Below are 22182 nucleotides of genomic sequence, written 5' to 3'. Positions count from 1 at the left end.
TTAATCGAAGGTTAGCACCGCTTCGACCTGCCTACCGGCCAGACGCTCCCGACCGCCCATACCCGCCAGCTCAATGAGCATGCACAGGCCGGCCACAATCCCGCCCGAGCTTTCCACCAGCTCACAGGCTGCATTCGCGGTTCCACCGGTGGCGAGAACGTCATCGATGATAAGAACGCGCTGTCCATCTTCAATATTAAAGGGCTGAACCTCCATGCGGGCCGAACCGTATTCCAGTTCATAATCAACCCCGATAACCGGCCCGGGCAACCGCCCGGCTTTGCGGATGGTGACCATTCCCAGCCCCATGGCGTAGGCCAGCGGCGCGGACAAAATAAATCCGCGTGATTCCAGCCCGGCGACGGCGTCGATCTTACCTTCGTAATGGCGGGCCAGCTCATCAATAAAGAGGTGGAATGCTTCACCGTCTGCTATCAGCGGGGTGATATCACGAAAGATAACCCCCGGCGCCGGGAAGTTTTCACGTTCTCGCACCCGACTGGCCGCTAGTTCCACGAGTTGCGAAGAAAACGCAGTGCTCACTTCTTGCTCCTCTTCTTGCGACGCGGCTGCGCGGTATTACCAAGATGGTGGCCAGGTTCGAGCACCGCGGAGACGACGTCCTCTTCCGCAACACCGGCCTCAACACGCTGGGCGCGCGCGGCAGCCACTTCCGCGTTATGGGCCTTGATGCGCGGATCGGCATTCGTCAGGGTGACGGCGAGCGGTGCCGCCAAGAAGATGGACGAGTACGCCGAGAGCAGCAGACCGACGAAGAGCACCAGCGCAAGATCGCGCAAGGTACCCGCGCCCATGAGGTACACCCCGATGAACAAAATGGATGCCACCGGCATAATCGAGGTGACCGAGGTGTTGATGGAGCGGATGAGAGTCTGGTTGACGGCGTGGTTCGTGGACTCCCCGAAAGTCACACGGTGCTGACGCAGCACATGCTCGGTATTTTCACGGACCTTATCGAAAACCACCACGGTGTCGTACAGGGAGTAGCCGAGGATCGTCAGCAGACCGATCACTGTGGACGGCGTGAATTCAAATCCAAAGAGGCAGTAAATACCCACCGTCACCACAAGGTCGTGGAAGAGCGCAACGATTGCACCCAGGGCATTGCGCCAGGATCGCATATAAGCCCACAGCGCGAGGAGCACCAGCACGATAAAGACCACGAAACCCTGGAGGGCCTTCGTGGAAATATCCTGGCCCCACACCGGGCCGATATAGGTGGAGGTGACATCCTGAACGGAGGTTCCGTATGCTTCAGCCAATTCCGTGCGGATCGCTTCTGTTTCCGCATTGCCCACGCCGGTACCATCAGCATTCGCCGAGGTTTGGATGCGCAGGGAGTTCTCACCTACCTGGGCTACGCGAGCGGCTGCATCCCCGCCGTGGCGGGCCATGATATCCGAGGCGAGGCGCTGATCGGTGGTTTGTGCCCCCGAGACCGTGAACTGGGATCCACCGGTGAACTCAATACCCATATTGAGCCCGCGGGTGAAGAGCGCGATAAACGAGGCGATAACGCAAATAATCGCGATGGTGTACCAGGTCTTGCGCCGCTGCACAATTTTGAAGCTGCGCCGCCCGGAGTAGAGATCATTACCTAAGCTGTACATCGACATTAGGCGTTCTCCTTTCCCTCGCTGCTCGCGGGGAGAGCGGCCCGACGCTCGCGGGTGCGACGCTCAGCAAGCGAGCCTTCCCCGGGAACCTTACGGCCGCGGTACGCCGGGGTATGCGCCAAATGCTTGGCGGACATACCCGATGCCGGGTGCCCCCCGCCGAAGAACTTAGTGCGCACCAGCAGCGTCATAAGCGGATAGGTAAACATAAAGACGACAACGAGGTCGAGGATCGTGGTGAGCCCCAAAGTGAAGGCGAAACCGCGCACCGAACCCACTGCAATGAAGTAGAGAACCCCGGCGGCAATAAGGTTGACGGAATCAGAGGCGATAATCGTGCGGGTTGCGCGCTTCCATCCGCGCTGCACCGCGGTACGTACCGCGTGCCCGTCACGAATCTCATCCCGAATACGTTCGAAGAACACAATGAAGGAATCGACCGTGATACCGATAGAAATAACCAGACCGACGACGCCGGCCATTGACAAGCGGTAACCCATCACCCAGGACAGTAAACAAATAACCCCGTATGACAAGCCCGTGGCAAGCACCACCGAGCCGATAGCCACAATAGCGAGGGCGTGGTACTGCCAAATCAGGTAAAGAACAATAAGCACAAGACCGATCAGCCCGGCCACCAGGCCCGCGCGCAGCGATTCAGAACCGAGGGTGGCCGAAATTTGCTGTTCGGATTGCACCTCAAATTCCAGGGGTAGCGAACCGAATTGCAGCTGGTTAGCCAGCACCCGCGACGTCGTCGCGTTAATACCGGAACCGTTAATAACGGCCTGCCCGCCTGAAATCTGGGTTTGCGGAACCGCGGAGGAAATAACGCGCCCGTCTAGAACGATAGCGAATTGGTTTTGTGGGCTCTTCAGGCCCACCAGCCGCCCGGTCACTTCAGAGAACTTCTGCGCGCCCTCGTTATCGAATTCCAACTGTACAATCCACTGGCCCTGCTGCTGATCGAAACCTGACGTAGCCCGGGTCAGGTTCGTTCCGGCAATCTCGGCCGGGCCGAGCACGTACTTAAAAGGCGTGACCTCGCCCGTTTTAGAATCCTTGCTTTGCCCGCAGGCCACCAGCGCGGTATCCGGGTTTTCTTCCGGGGCGGTAGCCGGGTTCTCGGCGGTGCAATCCAAGGTCAGCGCATCGTAGGTGACCCGCTCGGTTTTCGCCCAAGCTGGATCCGAGGCGTTGCTCGGCTGGCTGGGCGGAGTGGTGGAGAGCTTGCCGTCTCCATCTGCGTCGGCAGCCTTCATGGCCGCTTCTTCCAGCGCGGTGCCGGTCAGGGGTGCGGCATTCTCCCCCTCACCCTTCATGGTTCCCGGATTCGCCATGGCGAGCACCGGGCGCATCCGCAACACCGCGGAATTACGCACGAGGTCGAGGGTTTCCTGACTGGGATGCCCGGGCAGACCCACCACAATATTGGAGCCACCCTGAGAGGTAATTTCCGCTTCCGCCACACCCGAAGCGTCCACGCGCTGGCGAATAATTTCAATCGCCTGGTTGACATCTTCAGCGGTGATCTCGGAATTATCCGTGGTCTTCGGGGTGAGAATAAGCTCCGTGCCCCCTTCGAGGTCAAGAGCAAAATTCGGGGTCCACCGGGATTCCGATCCGGAGCCCGTTGCCGACCCCACCCCCAGGGAGACGAAGAGCGCGATCGCCAAGATCGCAAGGGTAATGATCCGGCGCCAGGATAACCGGACGCCGGAATTTTTAGATTGAGACATAGTGTTTACTTCCAGGCCGAGCCCGACTCATCTTTCTTTTCACCAAAAGCCGAGTCCGTGCTCCGAGGAGTCACGTGACCGGTCGCTTCCGGGGCCGCCGCACTAGCGGAAGCAGCAGTTCCCACGGCACTATCCGCATCGCTCACGCCGGCTCCGGATCCCTCCGAAGCGCTCAGGCGAGCAGCTTCCGCAGCATCTTCCGCTGCCGCTTCTTCTTCACTGACCGGCGCGAAAGGAATGGACGCCTGCTCCCGAATAGCCAGGCGCGACCACACAGTTTCATCCCCGGAGGGACTTTCGAGCGTCACCGCATCCCCGTCAATAGCAACAATGCGCCCGTAAAAACCCGCGGTGGTCATGACATCTGTGCCGACCACCAGAATGCTATTGCGGTGTTCTTCAGCACGTGCCCGGGCCTTCTTATTGGACTGGGACATGAACAGAACCATCCCCACTAGGACGACGCCCATGATGACGAATTCCACGCGAAAGCTCCTTGGAAAAGACAATAATTACCGTGCCAGTTTACCGTGCATAACTGAAAACACCTGCGGCCGTGACGAAACTAATCTGTAGGCGGAGTTAAACCCAGATGCGTCCAGGCCCGCGGGGCCGCCATTCGCCCCCGCGGAGTACGTACTAGATAGCCTTCGCGTACCAGGTAGGGCTCCACCACCGTCTCTACCGTTTCCGGTTCTTCTCCCACCGAAACTGCCAGAGTAGTCAGACCCACCGGCCCGCCGCCAAAGCGGGTGCACACCGCGTCGAGTACCGCACGGTCAAGCCGATCCAACCCGGCTGGATCCACCTGGAAAAGATCGAGGGCAGCCCGCGCGGCACTCAGGTTCAGCTCCCCGGTGCCGCGCACCTGCGCCCAGTCCTGGACGCGGCGCAACAGCCGGTTGGCGATACGCGGGGTGCCGCGCGAACGCCCGGCGATTTCCTGAGCGGCATCCTCGGTAATGCTATGGCCGAGTTTGACGGCATTACGCCGCACAATACGGGCTAGGTCGCGCTGTTCGTAATATTCCAGGTGCGCCGTAAAACCAAAGCGATCACGCAAGGGAGCGGGAAGCAAGCCGGCGCGCGTCGTCGCCCCTACCACAGTGAAGAAGGGGAGCGGCAACGGGATCGAGGTGGCGCCCGGTCCCTTCCCCACCATCACGTCCACCCGAAAATCTTCCATGGCCAGGTAGAGCATTTCTTCGGCATTGCGGGCCAGGCGGTGGATCTCGTCGATGAAGAGGACGTCGTTTTCCTGCACGGAGGAAAGAATCGCGGCCAGGTCTCCCGAATGCTGGATCGCCGGACCGGAGGTCAGGCGCAGCGCCCCGCCCACTTCCGCCGCAATAATCATGGCGAGGGTGGTTTTCCCCAGGCCCGGTGGCCCGGAAAGGAGCACGTGATCGGGAGTGCGCCCGCGCTGCACCGCCGCCTGGAGCACGAGAGAAAGTTGGTCACGCACGGTATCCTGGCCCACGAATTCGGAGAGCTGGCGCGGGCGCAGGGCCGCTTCGGCGGCACGCTCCGTTTCGTTGGCTTCCGGGGAGACCAGGCCGGCGTCGAAGGACATATCTTCGCTCATCGGCGGGCCCCTAGTATTTGGAGACTTGCGCGCAGCAGCTGGGCCACGGTGCCCTGCGGTACTTGCGCGCGCGCTTCTTCATACGCGGCGACGGCGTCGCTTTCTTTCCACCCCAGTCCCACCAGACCGGCAACCACGGCATCGGGATCCGCCCCGGCGGTGGCCGTCTCACCCGCCGCCACCGGCGCCGGGCCGAGCTTATTGCCCAGCTCCAAAATAATGCGCTGGGCGCTCTTCTTGCCAATACCGGGAACCCTGGTGAGGGCTGCTTCGTCCTTGGATTGCACGGCGGCGCGCAGAGCATTCGGGGTGTGGACAGAGAGAAGAGCGAGCGCTACTTTGGCGCCGATCCCGGACACCGTTTGCATGATGTCGTAAACGTCGCGCTCGTCCGCTTCGCTAAAACCGTAGAGGGAGGGAAGATCATCGCGGCTGGCAACCAGCGAGGTATAGAGAAAAGCTTCCGCGCCTTCGCGAAGGCGCGCGAGAGTATCCGGCGTCGCAAAAACTTTGACGCCCCACCCGCCGACCTCCACCACCGCGAAAGTGGTGGTAACACGGCTCACAGTTCCGCGAATACTTGCAATCACTCAGGGCTCCTTCCTCATGACTCTAGCCGGTAGCGGAGCGGTGTGGGGAGACCGCGCCGGCGCGCCGACTCATGCGTTCAGCTCCCGCCCACATGCGCTGCGCGGCGGTCAAATCCGCTCCTTCGGCACGTGGGAGGGTACCGGCCCCGCCGTGCTGACCATTATCCACCGTGGCATCCAGGGCGTGGGCGCCCCCGCGCCATGCGTGGGTGATGGCAATGGCGAGGGCGTCCGCGGCATCCTTGGGACGCGGCAGCTCGGCCAGACCTAAAATCCGCTGAACCATATTTTGCACCTGGAGTTTCCCGGCGCGCCCCGAACCGGTGACCGCTGCTTTCACTTCGGAGGGCGAGTGCAAGCCGAGGGGAAGCTGGGCGCGGGCAGCAGCCAGCATAGCGATACCGGCCACCTGCGCGGTTGAGGTCACCGAGCGCACATTTTCCTGCGCGAAAACGCGTTCCACCGCCACGACCTCGGGAGAAAACTCCGCGATCACCGCGTCGATTTCATCCGCGATAAGGAGAAGACGCCGATGCGGGGCCAGGTCCACCGGAGAGCGCGCCACGCGCATATCCACCAAACGCACCCGCCGCGTCACATCGGCGTCAATGGTTCCCAGCCCGCAGCGCGTAAGTCCCGGGTCAATACCCAGAATGCGCACTACTCACCCTCGAGCTCAGCGAGGATCTCATCGGCGATATCCGCGTTGGTGTAGACCTCTTGAATATCATCGACATCGTCGAGCGCATCGGTGAGTTTGAGGAGCTTTTCCGCGCCGGCGCGATCCAGGGGAACATTGGTAGAGGGAACAAAGCGTGATTCTGCGGAATTGTAGTCAATTCCGGCTTCCTGAAGCGCGGTGCGCACAGCTACCACATCGCTAGAAGCACAGTAAATGGTGAATGTTTCGCCGTCGTCCTCAATTTCTTCGGCGCCCGCGTCAAGAACCGCCATGAGAACGTCATCCTCGGAGTTCTCCCCTTTAACCGCTTCCACCACACCGCGACGGTTGAAGAGATAGGAAACCGAACCCGGATCCGCCAGGGTCCCCCCATTGCGCGTGAGTGCGGTACGCACATCCGAGGCGGCACGATTGCGGTTATCGGTCAGGCATTCGATGAGGATAGCCACCCCACCCGGGCCGTAACCTTCGTAAGTAATGGCTTCATACTGGATGGAATCATCAGTTTCACCCGAGCCACGCTTAACCGCGCGATCAATATTATCGGCCGGCACCGAGTTCTGCTTGGCTTTGCGGATCGCGTCAAAGAGCGTGGGATTGCCCGCGGGATCTCCACCACCGGTTGCCGCTGCCACTTCGATATTCTTGACCAGACGCGCGAAAAGCTTGCCGCGCTTGGCGTCATTAGCGGCTTTCTTATGCTTGGTGGTTGCCCACTTGGAGTGTCCTGACACGTGTCCTCCCGAGTAGATAAAAACTTCCGGAGCCATTGTACGCGGTTCGAGGCCCGGGAACTATTACCTGGGCCGCAGCGCGCCTAAGCTGTACCGTTCAGGGAGGCTAGTTCTCCCAAAGCTCGCGGCAAATCCCATCCCATCCGGCGTGCACCTGAGCCGCCAGCTCCGCGAGACCCACCGGATACACCCGTTCCCTCGGGGAACCAGCGAGTTGCGTGCCGGCACGCCAGTCGATAACGTCGAGGAGTTCTTCTTCCGCCGCGGTCCAGGCCCGCCCGCTTCCGGTCACCGCCGCGCGGGCGCGCACCGCGTCCAGCCGCACCGCGAAAAATTCTTCGTCTTGGCTGAGGGTGGTACGGGCAAAACGAAAAGTTGCGTGCCGGCGCAGAACCGGCCCGATAAGTTCCGTTTCAGTTACGACGACGCCGGTCTCCTCCCGAAATTCCCGCACCGCCGCCTGCTGGGGGCTTTCCGTATCTTCCAGTCCCCCACCGGGCGTGAACCACCACCGGTGGGAAGGATCGTCCCGGTCATGGCCGCGGATGAGGAGGACGCGGCCGGCTTCATCCAGGGCGATAATGCGGGCAGCACGCCGGGGAGTGGGGGTCATCGGGAACTCTTACTCATCGTCAATATCGATGGTTTGCGGGACCGGGGCGTGCCCGGCGATGGGGAAAATGGAGAGAATTCGGGAATTGCGTACCCGGCGAGCCTGGTCCACATGCGAATTATGGAAGGAGCGTGTCATGCGCACATCGAGGCGGGCACGTTCGAGGCGCCGGTAAAATTCCCGGGCGGCTGCATCGGTGATATCGTTCGGGTCCAGCTCATCCACGGTGAGTCGCAGGGCGCGGGAAAGTTCGGATTCCACCGCGCGCCGTTCCCGGGCTGCCACGGCCGGATCGGGAAGATCATCGCGCGTATCACCGGGTAAGGCTTCCAATCCGTCCGCCACCACCGGAAGCATGGAGGCGGAGAGCACCCGCTGGGCACTATCGGTGAGGATAAGAGCCCCGGCCATATCCAATTCCCCGGACATAGCCATATCGTAGGCGGTGCGGGCGCGGGCGGCGAGCGCCTGTTCCACCGCGCGGCGCGATTTCAGGAGGGTGGTATGGAGGCGATCAAGGCGACGGGCCGCCACCACGGCGCTCAGACCGAGAAGGAGAAGCACCACACCGGCGACGAGGGCAAGCCACCACCATATATTCACTGCTCTACCTCCATCTGGGCGGTGCGGACCGCTGTTTCATACACGGCAAAGACTTGGGAGGCAACCGTGGACCAGTCGTAACGCTGGGCTTCGGCCTGGCCGGCCTGCGCCACCCGAGCCCGGCGTTGCGGATCACGCAAAGCCGCCACGGCCACCCGGGCCAGATCCTCCGGGTCTTCATTGGCGAAGTGGTCCCCGAACGTTCCCCCGCCCAGCACCGCGCGAAAAGCGGGAATATCCGAGGCGAGCACAAAACCACCCGCGCTCATCGCTTCGATAAGAATAATTCCGAAGGATTCACCCCCGGTATTGGGGGCTACGTAAAGGTCCACACTGGCGAGCATCGCGGCTTTATCGGCATCGCTGACGGGACCGAGGAACGTCACCCGGGCGGCCGCCTCCCCGAAGAGTTGCCGTGCCGCTTCCTCATCACCTTTCCCGGCCACGAAGAAGCGCGCCTGCGGGTAGTCGCGCAGGATGAGTGGGGCGGCAGCGGCCAGCACCGGCAGACCCTTGCGAGGCTCATCCAGACGGCCGAGGAATCCGAAAGTGGGCGAGTCGGGCGTGCCGGTGAAGCGGGCATCACGCGGTACTTCGAAATCGGCGGTATATACGCCGTTGGGAATAATAAAAGCGTCTCCGCCTAAATACTGTACTGTGGTGCGGCGTGCTTCTTGGGAAACCGCGATACGCGCCTGGATCTTTTCCAGGATGGGGCGCAGCACCGGAGAAAAGAGGTCGAAGGCCCGGGAACGGTCCATGGCGGTGTGGTGGGTGGAGACGACCGGGCATTCCGCACTCATAAGGGCAAGCATAGAAACGGAAGGAACGAAAGGTTCGTGCACGTGGAGCACATCGAAATTCCCTTCCCGCAGCCAGCGGCGTACCGCCCGATTGACTCGCGGACCGAAGGAGAGGCGCGCCACCGAACCGTTATAGGGAATCGCCACGGAGGCTCCCACCGGTACCACGTAATCGGGCAGCGCCTCGTTTTCTTCACTCGGAGCGATCACCGAAACACTGTGTCCGCGGGCGATGAGCTCCTCGGCTAGATCCCGGATGTGGAATCCCACTCCCCCGGGCACGTCCCACGAATAAGGGCAGGCAATCCCGATGTTCACGGCGTTCCTTCCTTCGCGTCGTACTCTGCTTGGCGGCACGCAAGTTCCCGGGCGGCTTTCTCACGGTTAGTGCGGTAGCGCTCACCGTCCAAATCGGCGACAAAAACAGGCTGGAGCATATGCCAGTCCTCGGGGTGCTCAGCCAGCACGCCTTCAAAAGCCGTGATCCATTCCTGGGTGATTCGCTCGATTTCTGCGTGGCGTTCGCGCGGGGAAGCCGCGGCATCCACTCGCGCGCGGATGGGCGCGCCGCTGCGCAGCACCATCCGCCATCGGGTGGGCACTTCCCGGGTACGTTCCCTTTTCACGTAGTAGGAAAAAATAGGGACGACGGCGCAGCCGGTATCTATGGCAAGGATCGCCGGTCCGGCGGCGGCGAGCATGTTCTCCCCGAAGAATTCCACTTCCACGCCAGACGCGGTGAGATCACGATCAGCCAGAACCGGGGCAAGAATGGGTGCCCGGCGGGTATCCTCCGCGAGACGGTGGATCGCCCCACCGCCTTTGACCACGGGATAGATAACCATCCCAATATTTTCACGCAGGCGCACGAAGCGCTCGAAAACCTCGGCGGGTTCTAATTTTTCTACCAGGGTGTGCACAGGTGCGAGGAAATAGCGCGACCACGCCCCGGCCATATCCCAATTGCCCATGTGCATGAGCGCCCCGATGAGGGCATGGCCGCGGGAAAATTCCGCGCGAGCGGAATCGAGACCGTCCTCGATGACCCGCGCCGCTAAATCATCGGCTTCCCAGCTTCCTAGCCGCAGAGCTTCGTAATAGTAACGCATATAGGAACGCATGGCGGCGCGACTGAGCCGGCGGGCTGCCCGGCCCCGCACATCTGGGCGTACCCGCGCGAGGTTGCGGCGCAATTGCTGGGTTCCGCGCAGCGGCAGGGCTCCGGCGACCGTCCCGACCGCGGCAAAGAGACCGCGGCCCACCGGTTCAGGAAGTCGAGCCACCGCCCCGGTGGCACGGAAAAGAAGATTGCCGAGATTCACTGGCCGCTCCCCTGGCCGACCCGCGCACCAGCACCGTGCTCCGCGCGGGACTGCCGGTAGACCGTTACCATGCGCTGGGCCACCGTGATCCACCCGGCTACCGCGAGATAACCGAGAGCCACCAGCAGCACCCATGCACTGGCCCCGTAGCCGGTAATCAGCGCCCCGAGCAGCACGATAACCAGCCGGTCCGCGCGTTCACTGATCCCCACATTCGCGGTGAATCCCACCGCTTCGGCGCGGGCGCGCGCGTAGGAGGTGCACAGCGCGGCCGGGAGGGCCGCCAGGCAGGCCAGAGCCAGCCAGTCGGTGAGCCCGGCCGTCGCCCCGATGTTCCAGCGCGTGATCCACAGGAGAATCCCGCAGAATATCGCGGAATCTGCCAGGCGGTCCAGGGTGGAGTCCAGGAAGGCACCCCAGCGGGACGCGGTTCCGGTCAACCTCGCAATTTGGCCGTCAAGACTGTCGAAAATCACGGTGATTCCGATAATCCAGGAGGCCCACACGGGGTGCCCGAGGGGATAGAGGATGAGGGCGCAGGCCACCACCGCCACGGTTCCGGTGATCGTCACCGCGTCGGCGCTGATCCCCGCGCGCACGCATAGGCGCGCGATGGGACCGAAAATTGCCTGGGCCAGGGGCCGCCCGCTCCGGGAGAGCATTAGAACTTCTCCGCTTCCGGCTGATTAGCGCACCGTCGTACCACATCCACGATATGCGTGATCGCTTCGTCAATAGCGACCCCGTTATGCTGCTCGCCGTCGCGGAAACGGAAGGACACGGCGCCGGCATCGACGTCGTCCCCACCGGCAATGAGGGTGAAGGGGATCTTCTCCTTCGCGGCGTTCCGAATCTTCTTGCCGAAGCGATCATCGGACGTATCCACTTCGGCGCGAATGTGCTGTTCACGCAGGCGCCGGGCGATATCTTCGCAGTAGTCGTTGAAGGTATCGGCCACCGGCACCAGGCGCACCTGCACGGGAGCGAGCCAGGCGGGGAAAGCCCCGGCGTAGTGCTCGACCAGCACGCCCAGGAAGCGTTCGATGGAGCCGAAGAGGGCCCGGTGGATCATGACCGGGCGCTGGCGTGAACCGTCCGGCGCGGTGTATTCCAGGCCGAAACGCTCCGGGAGGTTGAAGTCAAGCTGGATGGTAGACATCTGCCAGGTGCGGCCGATGGCATCACGCGCCTGCACCGAAATCTTGGGGCCGTAGAAAGCCGCGCCTTCCGGATCAGGCACTAGTTCGAGGCCGGAGGATAGGGCCACTTCTTCCAGGGTGCGGGTAGCTTCTTCCCAGAGGTCGTCGTCCCCGATGAACTTCTTGGGGTCTTTCGTGGACAGTTCCAGGTAGAAATCGTTGAGGCCATAGTCCTTGAGGAGGGACAGCACAAAGGTAAGCAGGGAGGAAAGTTCCTCGCGCATCTGCTCGCGGGTGGTGTAAATATGGGCATCGTCCTGGGTGAAACCGCGGGCGCGGGTGAGACCGTGGATAACGCCGGACTTTTCGTAACGATACACCGTTCCGAATTCGAAGAGCCGCAGCGGCAGATCGCGGTAGGAACGCCCCCGCGCCTTATAAATAAGGGAGTGCATGGGGCAGTTCATCGGCTTGAGGTAGTAATCCTGATCCTCATCCACCCGCATGGCCGGGAACATACCATCCTTGTACCAGGACAGATGCCCGGAGGTCTGGAAGAGCTGGCCTTTGGTGATATGCGGAGTATTGACGAAATCGTAACCGGCTTCGATGTGGCGCTGGCGAGAATAGTTTTCCATTTCCATGCGGATAATACCGCCCTTGGGATGGAAGACCGGGAGCCCAGAACCAATTTCGTCAGGGAAGGAGAAAAGATCTAATTCGGTTCCCAGCCGGCGGTGGTCCCGGCGTTGGGCTTCCGCAATACGGGTCTGGTAGGCATCCAGTTCTTCTTTACTCGGCCACGCGGTGCCGTAGATACGCTGGAGATGATCGTTATTCTGATCCCCCTTCCAGTAGGCGGCCGAGGCGCGGGTGAGTGCAAAACCATTGCCGATGAACTTGGTGGAAGGCAGGTGGGGCCCGCGGCATAGATCGGTCCACACTACATCGCCGTGGCGATTGACATTGTCGTACATGGTGAGCCCGCCATGGCCCACTTCTACGTTCGCCCCATCCGCATCGTGACCCTTGGTGGTGATGAGCTCAAGTTTATAGGGCTGGGAGGCTTCTTCCTGGCGAACCTCTTCTTCGGTGACCTCGCGCCGCACGAAACGCTGATTTTCCTTGACGATGCGCTTCATGCGCTTTTCGAGTTCTTTCAGCATATCCGGAGTAACCGGGTCAATATTGCCGAAATCGTAGTAGAAGCCATCCTCAATAAAAGGACCGATACCCAGATTGGCATCCGGGTAGATCTGCTGGACTGCCTGGGCTAGCACGTGGGTGGCAGAATGGCGGAGAATATTGAGCCCGTCCGGGGAATCAATGCGCACCGGTTCCACTTCGGCGCCGTCCAGCGTGGTCAAATCCGTGGCCAAATCCTTGAGTTCCCCGTTTACTTTCAGGGCGATAATCGCGCGATCCGCGGCGAAATAGGCGGTTCCCGGGCACGGTTCGTCAAGGGTGACGAGGGTGCCGTCCACGGATAGACGTGCGGGCATAGTTTTCTCCTTAGTTCTATTTTTCACGGCATCCAAACCGGGGATGCCCGCCCACCAGGATACCTGTTTCACTCCGGCCACGCCCGCGCGGCCCTACCGCGAACACGGCGAAGGGGACGCACCTCACGCCTGGTGAGATGGTCCCCTTCGCTATGAGTCACGGCTGCGGCGCAGCGCGGTGCCGGTGTGCGCTAACGCGGTACAGGCGCGCGCTAGCGCCGACACCTGCCGGTAAGCGCCAGCAATTTAGTTTTCGACCGCGGAGGCCTTCATGAACCAGCCCTGCAGCTCCAGGTTGCGAGCGACCCCGATGAGTAGGTCACCGCTGAGCGGATCGGCTTCGTCCACCTTGGACAGGTCATTCTGAATACGCCGGGACGCTCCGTAGAGCTTTTCTGCCATCACGGTATAAACATCGTCCACATTGAAGGGACCGGTACCAGCATCATCGAGACCGCTTTCCTTGGCCACGGTCACGGCCCGGCCATCCGGGAAACCACCGATGGTTGCGATACGTTCGGCAACCTCATCAAGGTCAGTGCGGGTGACGGATACGACTTCATCAAGAGCGAGGTGCAGAGCACGGAAACGCGCACCCTGAATATTCCAGTGGTACTGCTTAGCCTGCAGGGAGAGGTCAATAAGATCGGTCAGCGTGCGCTGAAGAGCATCGATAACAACTTTTTCGGCCATTGATCCATCCTTTCGTTTACGTATATAGGTCTACCCGCTCTATTGCGGAAAATATAGTCAGGAAGACCTAACGCACGGCCGCGCGCGGTACTTTTTTCACCCGCTTTTTCCGCACGACGACGCCATTTTCCCGCGTGGTTGCGCGCTTTTACGCTCATGGCATGATTGCTTCTAGCCCGAAGCGGCCACCCGGGACTTTAGTCATGCCGTACCCGCATTCCGCGCGCCGCACACCACAGACACGGGCGGGTAGAGAGGCGTCAAAGCGTGTGCGTTGCGGGCTGTTAGGGACGCAGAATCTACGTCGCGAATATAGAACCGCAGAAAAACTGTTACCCACCTACATTCTCTTAGCTGGCCCTACCGTGATCACTCGATCAACATGGGCAAGCATGGATGACGTGAGGTGATGCCCCTAAATAGCAACGCCACGACGTCAAGCCCCGCAGGATGCAACGCGTCGACGTCGGCCCTACAGGATGCGCCCTCCCGGCAGGAGGCCCCACAAAAAGCAACTCCACGACATCAAAACAATTTCTTAATGTAGCTGCCGTTGCGCTTTGATGTCGGGCTGATGCGGCTACCTCCCCACGAGAGTCTCAAGAGCCTCACAAGCTTCAATAGTCACACCGGTACCTGGGAAGGGGGTATCTGTTTTCAGAGCTGTACTGCGCTTGTCGTACATGCGAAGTACATCCCGGAAAAACACACCTTCCTCACCGGCGCGGACGCGGCGGCCCTCAAGCGTCAGTTCAAGCTGGATATTAGACACCTTCCTCACCGGCGCGGACGCGGCGGTGAGGCAATGGCCGATGCGGGGTCCGGTGCAGTGCTCCAGTGCGGTGGTCCGGTGCGGTGCCCCCCCCTCGCACTTTGTTCCCGGGCACGGTTCATGCAGCTCCAGACCGGACCCAAGCCAACGCCACAGCGCCATTAAATATTTCTGTCCATTATCCCATTCACGAAGGTCACGAGGGGTACGCCGCAACTTTGGAGCCACCGGGCAGCTGAGGCATGACAGGTGGGAAGCCCTTGAAGTAGCGATCTGTGGGGAATATATGTGGTGGGCGATACTGGGATCGAACCAGTGACCTCTTCCGTGTCAGGGAAGCGCGCTCCCGCTGCGCCAATCGCCCGAGCGGATGACGGGGCTCGAACCCGCGACCTCAACCTTGGCAAGGTTGCGCTCTACCAACTGAGCTACATCCGCACTGTTTCACAGCGAGCCACTATTTTACCCAACCGTGAGAGCCGGGTCAAAATGGCGCTGCGAGGAAATAATGGTGGGCGATACTGGGATCGAACCAGTGACCTCTTCCGTGTCAGGGAAGCGCGCTCCCGCTGCGCCAATCGCCCCGCGAGGTGGGTACGGGATTCGAACCCGTGTACACGGCTTTGCAGGCCGTTGCCTCGCCTCTCGGCCAACCCACCGTCCGGATACGTGAGAGGAGTATGGGCACCGTGTGCCGCTTTGCCTTTCTTCACATCCGAGCGGATGACGGGGCTCGAACCCGCGACCTCAACCTTGGCAAGGTTGCGCTCTACCAACTGAGCTACATCCGCGCGGCCACTCAACAATCACTAACCAAACCTGCCGGCCAGGCTATACCGTGGCGGGAACCGCCGCGGCGACGTCGATGACATCGAAAAACTATAGCGACTTTCCGAGCGCCCGGTCAAACCGGGGCAGTGAGGTGCACACCACGTTAGTTAAATTTGAGTTTCACCGCTCGCCCCCTATAAGCTTGCGTGATGCACGGGCCGTTACGGTCGCCCGGGCGATTAGCTCAGTGGTAGAGCGCTTCGTTCACACCGAAGAGGTCACTGGTTCGAACCCAGTATCGCCCACCGTTTCACTAGATTTTCAGTATATTCCCACTTTCGTATGAGATACTCAGGTATGAGAATTTGGCCTGGACACCCGTATCCGCTGGGCGCTACTTTCGACGGCACCGGCACGAATTTCGCGATCTACTCCTCCGTGGCTGAGAAAATCGAGCTCTGCCTGCTTGACGATAACAATAAGGAAACCCGTGTGGAACTGCGGGAAGTCGATGCCAATGTTTGGCACTGTTACCTCACCTCGATTCGACCCGGGCAGCGCTACGGATATCGCGTGCACGGCCCCTACGATCCGGCCCACGGTCTGCGCTGCGATCCTTCCAAATTCCTTCTAGATCCGTACGCCAAAGCGATCGAAGGTAATATCACGAATGCCCAGGAAGTCTTTTCCTATGATTTCAACGATCCTTCGCAACCATGCACCTTGGATTCGCTGGGCCACGTACCGGTCTCCGTGGTCATCAGTCCCTATTTCGATTGGGGTTATGACCGCCCACCCAAGCATGAATATAACGAGACCATTATTTATGAAACGCACGTGAAGGGCTTCACCCAGCGCCACCCGGATGTTCCCGAAGAATTGCGCGGTACCTACCAGGGCCTGACCCACCCACCCGTTCTCGACTACTTCACCTCGCTGGGGGTGACAGCTATTGAGCTTATGCCGGTGCACCAATTTATCAATGACACCTCGCTCCAGGATCGAGGGCTGAGCAATTACTGGGGTTACAACACCATCGGCTTCTTTGCACCCCATGATGGCTACGCCACCAGGTCGCGCGGGGAGCAGGTCGATGAGTTTAAGGCCATGGTCAAAGCTTTTCACGAAGCTGATATTGAGGTCATCCTTGACGTGGTCTACAACCACACCGCGGAAGGGAACCACATGGGCCCCACCCTATCCTTCAAAGGTATCGATAACCGGTCCTACTACCGCCTGGTTCCCGATGACCCACGGCACTATTTCGATACCACCGGGACCGGGAACTCCCTGAATATGACCTCCCCGCACACCCTCCAACTGATTATGGATTCACTGCGGTACTGGGTGACGGAGATGCACGTGGATGGTTTCCGTTTCGATTTAGCCTCCACTCTGGCCCGGGAACTTCACGCGGTAGATAAGCTCTCCTCCTTCTTTGACATCATCCAGCAGGATCCCATCATTTCCCAGGTCAAACTCATTGCCGAACCCTGGGATGTGGGCGAAGGTGGCTACCAGGTAGGAGGCTTCCCCCCGCTATGGACAGAATGGAACGGCAAATACCGTGATACCGTGCGTGATTTCTGGCGCGGGGAACCCGCTGCCCTTCCGGAATTCGCCTCGCGCCTGACGGGCAGCGCAGACCTGTACGAATCCTCCGGGCGCCGCCCCTTTGCCTCCATTAATTTCGTGACCGCGCACGATGGTTTCACCATGCGCGATCTAGTTTCCTATAACGAGAAACACAACGAAGCCAACGGTGAGAACAACGCGGATGGAGAATCTAATAATCGCTCCTGGAATTGCGGGGAAGAAGGCCCCACGGACAATCCCGATATTCTCGATCTGCGCGAACGCCAAATCCGTAATTTCATCTCCACCCTGCTACTTTCTCAAGGCGTGCCAATGATTTCCCACGGTGATGAAATTGGGCGCACCCAGGGCGGTAATAACAACACCTACTGCCAGGACAATGAGATCGCCTGGGTGGATTGGGATCTCGATGACCGCCAGATGGATATTTTACAATTCACGCGGGCAGCGATTGCTTTCCGCAAGAACCACCCGGTCTTCCGGCGCCGGCGTTTCGTTTCCGGTTTCGATCCTGTTTGTGAAGGATGTCTGCCGGAAATCGAATGGTTCCGCCCCGATTCCAGCCAGATGGAAGATTCCGATTGGGATTCCGGTTTCGCGCGTGCCCTGATGGTTTTCCTCAACGGCGCTGGCATCCGCGAACCTGATGAGCGCGGGAACCCAATTATTGATGATGATGTCCTCCTCATGTTCAATGCGGGCGACGACGAAGTTGAGTTCGCAATCCCCGGCGGCGACTACGCCCGCGAATGGACAGAGGTGGTTAATACCGCGGCGGAGGTGAATCCCCAGCTGATTTTCGCTTCCGGGGATACCACCAGTCTGATCGGGCGCTCGATGCGCGTTTTCGTGCATGAGCCCTCCGAAGAAGATATCGATGATGCCCTGGCCGGTGCTCAGAAAACTACGCCGACCGTGCGCTAAGCTCGAAAGTATGACCGCAATCACTGATACCTCCAGTATTCCAGCTCTACGTTCCCACGTACCCGGCGCCGGGCAGCGCCAACCCGTGTCCACGTATCGACTGCAACTCGGTCCCCATTTCACCTTCGCGGATGCCACCGCCCTGCTCCCCTACCTCGTGCAGCTCGGGATTACCGATGTGTACTGCTCCCCCATCCTCCAGGCAGCCCCGGGATCCACGCACGGCTATGACGTAGTTGATCACACCCGGATTTCCGAGCCGATGGGTGGGCGGGACGGTTTTGAGGCTTTTGCGAATGCGGCGCACGCTGCTGGCCTCGGCATCATCGTTGATGTGGTTCCCAACCATATGGCGATGCCCACCCCGCTCTACCTCAATCGAGCCATGTGGTCCCTGCTGCGCGACGGGCCCGAGTCGCCCTACGCTTCCTGGTTCGATATTGACGTGGAGTCCAGCGACGATGGGATCCTCATCCCGGTGCTGGGCGAACGCGTGGGTACGGCGCTGGCCCGGGAGGCAATTGCGCTCGATCACGTCGTCGTACCAGGTTATGAGGACGACGGCGAAGTTCCGGTACTGCGCTACTATGACCACATTTTCCCGGTCCGGAAAGGCACCGAATTTCTACCGCTGGCAGAACTGCTGCTACGCCAGCACTATCGGCTCGCCTATTGGCGAGTAGCTGAAGAAGAACTTAATTACCGACGATTTTTTGATGTGGATACCCTCGCGGGGATTCGGGTAGAGGATCCCGAGGTATTTCACGCCTCCCACGCGCTGCTGCTGGAGCTCTTCCACGCCGGTTTTATTGATGCATTCCGTATCGATCATCCCGATGGGCTCGCCGATCCGCGCCAGTATATGGAGCGCCTGTACGAGGCAACCGGCGGGGCGTGGATCGTAGCGGAGAAAATCCTAGAAGGTAATGAGAAACTCCCCTCGGATTGGAAATGCGCGGGGTGCACCGGGTACGAAACATCCTGGCGCATTGGAGCACTGCTAACAGACCCGGAGGGAGTGCGCTCCCTCACCGCGAATTTCGTGCATCTTTCCCATACCACCGAGCCGTATCCGGTTCTGGAGCGCGAGGCGAAACATCAGATTATGCATTCTTCTCTCCAGGCGGAAGTAGAACGGATGGCGCGACTCATGGCGGAAGTATGCCACGACGACCTGCGCCTGCGCGATCATTCCCAACGCTCCTTGCACGATGCTGTTTCCGCGCTCGTCATCTGCATGGACCGCTACCGAGCGTATGTGGTTCCCGGCGAAAAACCGCATGCCAGTGCCGAAGCTGCACTCCTCGAAGCCGCGGAACGCGCCCGGGGACTACTTTCCGAGGATCGCTGCGAAACCCTGGATGTTGTGGTGGATATTTTGCTCGGGCGAGAAATTGGCTCGGCCGCAAAACGCCACGACGCCTCCCGGAATGAGGCAATTATCCGTTTCCAGCAGGTATGCGGAGCGGTCATGGCCAAAGGTGTGGAGGACACCGCTTTTTATCGCTATACCGCGCTCACCTCGGCAACGGAGGTGGGATCCGATCCGCGGCGTGCATCGATCACCCCTGATGAACTGCATACCTGGACCCGGCAGATGATGGCCGATTGGCCTGCGATGATGACCACGCTCACCACCCATGACACCAAACGGGGAGAAGATACTCGCGCCGCTATTGCCACCCTGGCGGACTACCCCACCGAATGGATTGAGCTTCTCAAAGGGCTACGTGAACGGCACGCCACCTCCCGCCCGGCTGAGCTCGATGGCCAGATCGAAAATCTCATGTGGCAAACAATTATCGGAACGTGGACGGATAACGGACCGATCGAAGCTGATCGCCTCATTGATTACCTGCGCAAGGCCGCCCGGGAACAAAAAACTTGGACCACCTGGACGGAGCCGAATGAAGCATTGGAAACCGGACTTTTTACCTATGCTCGTTCGGTGATTTCCACCCCGGAATCGGTGGCTGAGCTCACGGCCTGGTGGGAGCATACCCGGCCGGCGCGCCGCGCACGTATCCTCGCCGCGAAGGTGCTGGCTCTCACCCTTATCGGGGTGCCCGATACCTATCAGGGAGAGGAAATTACCCGGAATTTGCTAGTCGATCCTGATAACCGCCGCCCGGTCAATTACCAGCGCCTTGTCGATATTCTCGACCACCTAGATGCCGCGGAGGCGCTACCCGCGCAAGCGAGCGTCGATGAAGAGAAAATGTGGGTGACCTCGCGCCTCTTACGCCTGCGTCGCGACCGCCCTGATACTTTCGTTTCACTGCGTTCAGGTTACGAGCCGCTAGCTGCTACCACCGGGAATATTTTTGCATTTACCCGCACTCTGGACGGAGAGCCGGATGTTATTGTGCTGGTCTCGCGTCTCGCGCACCGCCAGGAACTGGCCGGCGGCTGGGGCGATGCGCATATCGTCCTCCCGCCCGGCCGTTGGCGCAATGTTCTGGCGGACGGCGAGCTCGAGGGGCCTCAGCTCTTCGTCCGGGATGCCTGCGCAAGCCTGCCGGTGGCGGTCTATGCCCGCTGCGAAGCCGAAATTCCGCGCGAAACTGGATCCGGACACCGCACCGAAGCGCATCCCGAAGCCGGCACCGAAAGGAGCGGCGATTAATGGAACCGCTGAGCGTGTGGGCACCGGGACGCGCGAGCGTTGATGCCCTCGTGGACGGGGAACGCCTCCCCTTCCGACCGGTCACAGCCTCAGATATGACGGCAGCTCGCTCTGGGCGCGACGGCGCTGCTCTAGCTAGCGGACCGGGATGGTGGATTCTCGATACCGCCCTCCCCGCCGGCACCCGCTACCGCATCAGTCTGGATGGCGGAACGGGGCTGCCTGATCCGCGTACCCGGCGCCAACCCGAAGGAGTCATGGGTCCCTCCGAAACTGTTGATCTCGACGCTTTCGAATTTTCGCCCTTCCCCGGGATTGATCCGCTCGGCAAAGTGTTTTACGAACTGCATATCGGCACCTTCACCCCGGAAGGGACTTTTGAGGCAGCGGCGCGAAAATTCGGGTACCTGCGCGACCTCGGGGTGGATATCGTCGAGGTCATGCCGATTTGCCCGGTGCCCGGCACCCGCAATTGGGGCTATGACGGCGTGGATATCTATGCGGTCACCGAAAATTACGGCGGCCCGGCGGGTTTCGCACGTTTCGTAGAGACCGCGCACCGCGCCGGACTGGCGGTGTGCCTGGATGTGGTCTACAACCATTTCGGACCGGACGGGAATTTCCTGGCGGAGTTCGGCCCCTACACCACGGATCGCTATTCTTCCGTGTGGGGCCCGGGCGTGAACGTGGACGGCCCGGATTCCGGCCCGGTGCGGCGTTATTTTATCGACAATATGCTCCAGTGGGCCCGTGACTACCACGTGGATATTTTTAGGCTTGACGCCGTCCACGCGATCCGGGACCGTTCCGATCACCACATCCTCGCAGAATTATCCGACGCCGCCGCGGCTTTCGCCGCGGAGAGTGGGCGGCATATCGCGCTCGTGGCAGAATCGGACCTCAATGATGTGAGGATGCTGCGCCCCACCCGTGAGGGTGGCTACGGTATGGATATGCAATGGGCTGATGATATCCACCATGCCCTACATACCTATGCAACCGGGGAAAATTTCGCCTATTACGGGGATTTTGCGTTACCCGGAGCCCTGGAGAAGGCCATGCGCCGCGTCTTCGTGCACGACGGTAATTTCTCTACGTTCCGGAATCAGAATTGGGGTTCTCCGGTGCCCGATGCGCTTGATTCGCGCCGTTTCCTTGTCTATACCGAAAATCACGACCAGGTGGGTAACCGCGCACTGGGAGACCGCCGCTCCCATACCCTGAGCGCCGAACGCGCCCTCGTCGCCGACGCGCTCATGCTGCTCTCCCCCTTTACGCCCCTCCTCTTTATGGGCCAGGAGTGGAGTACTTCCACACCTTTCCAATTCTTCACCGATCACACTCCGGAGCTGGGAGAACGTGTGGACGCGGGGCGGATTGCGGAATTTCGCGACTGGGATTGGGGTGAACACGCCGGTAAAATTCCCCCGCCCCAGGCGCTTTCCACTTTCACCCAATCGCACCTGAACTGGGCAGAATTAGAAGAACCTTCCCATGCTCGTTATCTCGAAGTGACCCGGGAGCTAGTGCGGCTGCGGCGTGAGCACCCAGATTTTGCTTCCCCGCAGCGAGAAGATTCAGAGATTGTACGCTTGGGCACTGCGGGTTATTACCGGCGCGGAGCGAGCTTCGTGGTTTTCCATGTAGGGGCAGCGACCTCCCCGCTCCCCGGCGAAACACCGGCCCGCACGCCGGCCACGGAAACCGCGCTTCCTACCCGGGTGCAGCTACCACCCGAGGCAGGGCAGCTGCATACGCTCCTCATCTGGGGCAGCGTTACCGTGGCCGAATCCTACGTTGATTTTTCCGGTCCTGGCTTCGCGGTTCTCAGCCCCCACAATACCTAGGCCC

Annotated in this window: 18 protein-coding genes and 6 tRNA genes; 4 read left to right on the top strand and 20 right to left on the bottom strand. The window is 60.5% G+C overall.

Going from position 1 to position 22182, the window contains the following annotated elements:
* The 20 genes from AC5RK6_RS05315 to AC5RK6_RS05220 form a co-directional block, all read right to left on the bottom strand.
* Positions 1 to 543, bottom strand: a complete 543-nt coding sequence (locus AC5RK6_RS05315) for an adenine phosphoribosyltransferase (protein ID WP_016442677.1) — start codon at positions 541 to 543, stop codon at positions 1 to 3.
* On the bottom strand, positions 540 to 1637 hold the full coding sequence (secF, locus tag AC5RK6_RS05310; protein WP_320757458.1) for a protein translocase subunit SecF: 1098 nt from the start codon (positions 1635 to 1637) through the stop codon (positions 540 to 542). The genes AC5RK6_RS05315 and secF overlap by 4 nt, the downstream gene beginning before the upstream one ends.
* Complete coding sequence (gene secD, locus AC5RK6_RS05305) at positions 1637 to 3376, bottom strand: protein translocase subunit SecD (protein WP_274735746.1); 1740 nt, start codon at positions 3374 to 3376, stop codon at positions 1637 to 1639. The genes secF and secD overlap by 1 nt, the downstream gene beginning before the upstream one ends.
* Before the next feature lie 5 nt (positions 3377 to 3381).
* Entirely contained in the window at positions 3382 to 3861 is a 480-nt protein-coding gene (locus AC5RK6_RS05300) for a preprotein translocase subunit YajC (protein WP_320757459.1), read from the bottom strand.
* 80 nt (positions 3862 to 3941) lie between these two features.
* The gene (gene ruvB, locus AC5RK6_RS05295; protein ID WP_320757460.1) at positions 3942 to 4961 is read right to left on the bottom strand and encodes a Holliday junction branch migration DNA helicase RuvB; all 1020 of its coding nucleotides are present in this window, start codon (positions 4959 to 4961) and stop codon (positions 3942 to 3944) included.
* Positions 4958 to 5551, bottom strand: a complete 594-nt coding sequence (ruvA, locus tag AC5RK6_RS05290; protein ID WP_320757461.1) for a Holliday junction branch migration protein RuvA — start codon at positions 5549 to 5551, stop codon at positions 4958 to 4960. Before ruvA ends, ruvB begins: the two co-directional genes overlap by 4 nt.
* A gap of 22 nt (positions 5552 to 5573) precedes the next feature.
* Positions 5574 to 6212, bottom strand: a complete 639-nt coding sequence (ruvC, locus tag AC5RK6_RS05285; RefSeq protein ID WP_016442671.1) for a crossover junction endodeoxyribonuclease RuvC — start codon at positions 6210 to 6212, stop codon at positions 5574 to 5576.
* Positions 6212 to 6967, bottom strand: a complete 756-nt coding sequence (locus tag AC5RK6_RS05280) for a YebC/PmpR family DNA-binding transcriptional regulator (RefSeq protein ID WP_016442670.1) — start codon at positions 6965 to 6967, stop codon at positions 6212 to 6214. The genes ruvC and AC5RK6_RS05280 overlap by 1 nt, the downstream gene beginning before the upstream one ends.
* A 106-nt stretch (positions 6968 to 7073) precedes the next feature.
* Positions 7074 to 7580 (bottom strand): NUDIX hydrolase, encoded by a 507-nt coding sequence (locus AC5RK6_RS05275; protein WP_320757463.1) that lies wholly within the window; start codon positions 7578 to 7580, stop codon positions 7074 to 7076.
* 9 nt (positions 7581 to 7589) lie between these two features.
* The gene (locus AC5RK6_RS05270; RefSeq protein WP_320757464.1) at positions 7590 to 8183 is read right to left on the bottom strand and encodes a hypothetical protein; all 594 of its coding nucleotides are present in this window, start codon (positions 8181 to 8183) and stop codon (positions 7590 to 7592) included.
* Positions 8180 to 9304 (bottom strand): glycosyltransferase family 4 protein, encoded by a 1125-nt coding sequence (locus AC5RK6_RS05265; protein WP_320757465.1) that lies wholly within the window; start codon positions 9302 to 9304, stop codon positions 8180 to 8182. Before AC5RK6_RS05265 ends, AC5RK6_RS05270 begins: the two co-directional genes overlap by 4 nt.
* Positions 9301 to 10308, bottom strand: coding sequence for a phosphatidylinositol mannoside acyltransferase (locus AC5RK6_RS05260; RefSeq protein WP_320757466.1), 1008 nt, complete (start codon positions 10306 to 10308; stop codon positions 9301 to 9303). The genes AC5RK6_RS05265 and AC5RK6_RS05260 overlap by 4 nt, the downstream gene beginning before the upstream one ends.
* Entirely contained in the window at positions 10305 to 10970 is a 666-nt protein-coding gene (pgsA, locus tag AC5RK6_RS05255; protein WP_320757467.1) for a phosphatidylinositol phosphate synthase, read from the bottom strand. The genes AC5RK6_RS05260 and pgsA overlap by 4 nt, the downstream gene beginning before the upstream one ends.
* A complete protein-coding gene (gene thrS / locus AC5RK6_RS05250) occupies positions 10970 to 12949 on the bottom strand; it encodes a threonine--tRNA ligase (RefSeq protein ID WP_435730846.1) in 1980 nt (659 codons plus the stop codon). The genes pgsA and thrS overlap by 1 nt, the downstream gene beginning before the upstream one ends.
* A gap of 246 nt (positions 12950 to 13195) precedes the next feature.
* Positions 13196 to 13642 carry a Dps family protein gene (locus AC5RK6_RS05245; RefSeq protein WP_016442663.1) on the bottom strand — a complete coding sequence of 149 codons (447 nt, stop codon included), beginning with the start codon at positions 13640 to 13642 and terminating at the stop codon, positions 13196 to 13198.
* Between the two features lie 1061 nt (positions 13643 to 14703).
* Positions 14704 to 14778 (bottom strand) — tRNA-Val (locus AC5RK6_RS05240).
* Position 14779: 1 nt separating this feature from the next.
* Positions 14780 to 14852: transfer RNA gene (locus AC5RK6_RS05235), tRNA-Gly, on the bottom strand.
* Between the two features lie 71 nt (positions 14853 to 14923).
* Positions 14924 to 14998, bottom strand: a tRNA-Val gene (locus tag AC5RK6_RS05230).
* A 4-nt stretch (positions 14999 to 15002) separates the two neighbouring features.
* Positions 15003 to 15073 (bottom strand) — tRNA-Cys (locus AC5RK6_RS05225).
* A 59-nt stretch (positions 15074 to 15132) separates the two neighbouring features.
* Positions 15133 to 15205, bottom strand: a tRNA-Gly gene (locus tag AC5RK6_RS05220).
* 213 nt (positions 15206 to 15418) lie between these two features.
* Between AC5RK6_RS05220 and AC5RK6_RS05215 the strand changes: the two genes are divergently transcribed.
* From AC5RK6_RS05215 to treZ, 4 genes are all read left to right on the top strand, one after another.
* Positions 15419 to 15490: transfer RNA gene (locus AC5RK6_RS05215), tRNA-Val, on the top strand.
* Positions 15491 to 15542: 52 nt separating this feature from the next.
* Positions 15543 to 17705 carry a glycogen debranching protein GlgX gene (gene glgX, locus AC5RK6_RS05210; RefSeq protein WP_320757469.1) on the top strand — a complete coding sequence of 721 codons (2163 nt, stop codon included), beginning with the start codon at positions 15543 to 15545 and terminating at the stop codon, positions 17703 to 17705.
* Between the two features lie 10 nt (positions 17706 to 17715).
* Entirely contained in the window at positions 17716 to 20331 is a 2616-nt protein-coding gene (treY, locus tag AC5RK6_RS05205; RefSeq protein ID WP_320757470.1) for a malto-oligosyltrehalose synthase, read from the top strand.
* Positions 20331 to 22178, top strand: coding sequence for a malto-oligosyltrehalose trehalohydrolase (gene treZ, locus AC5RK6_RS05200; protein WP_320757471.1), 1848 nt, complete (start codon positions 20331 to 20333; stop codon positions 22176 to 22178). Before treY ends, treZ begins: the two co-directional genes overlap by 1 nt.
* Positions 22179 to 22182: the final 4 nt, after the last annotated feature.

The sequence above is a fragment of the Actinotignum sp. usb-actsch-213 genome (assembly GCF_059085665.1).
This window is presented reverse-complemented; position numbering and strand designations above follow the sequence as displayed.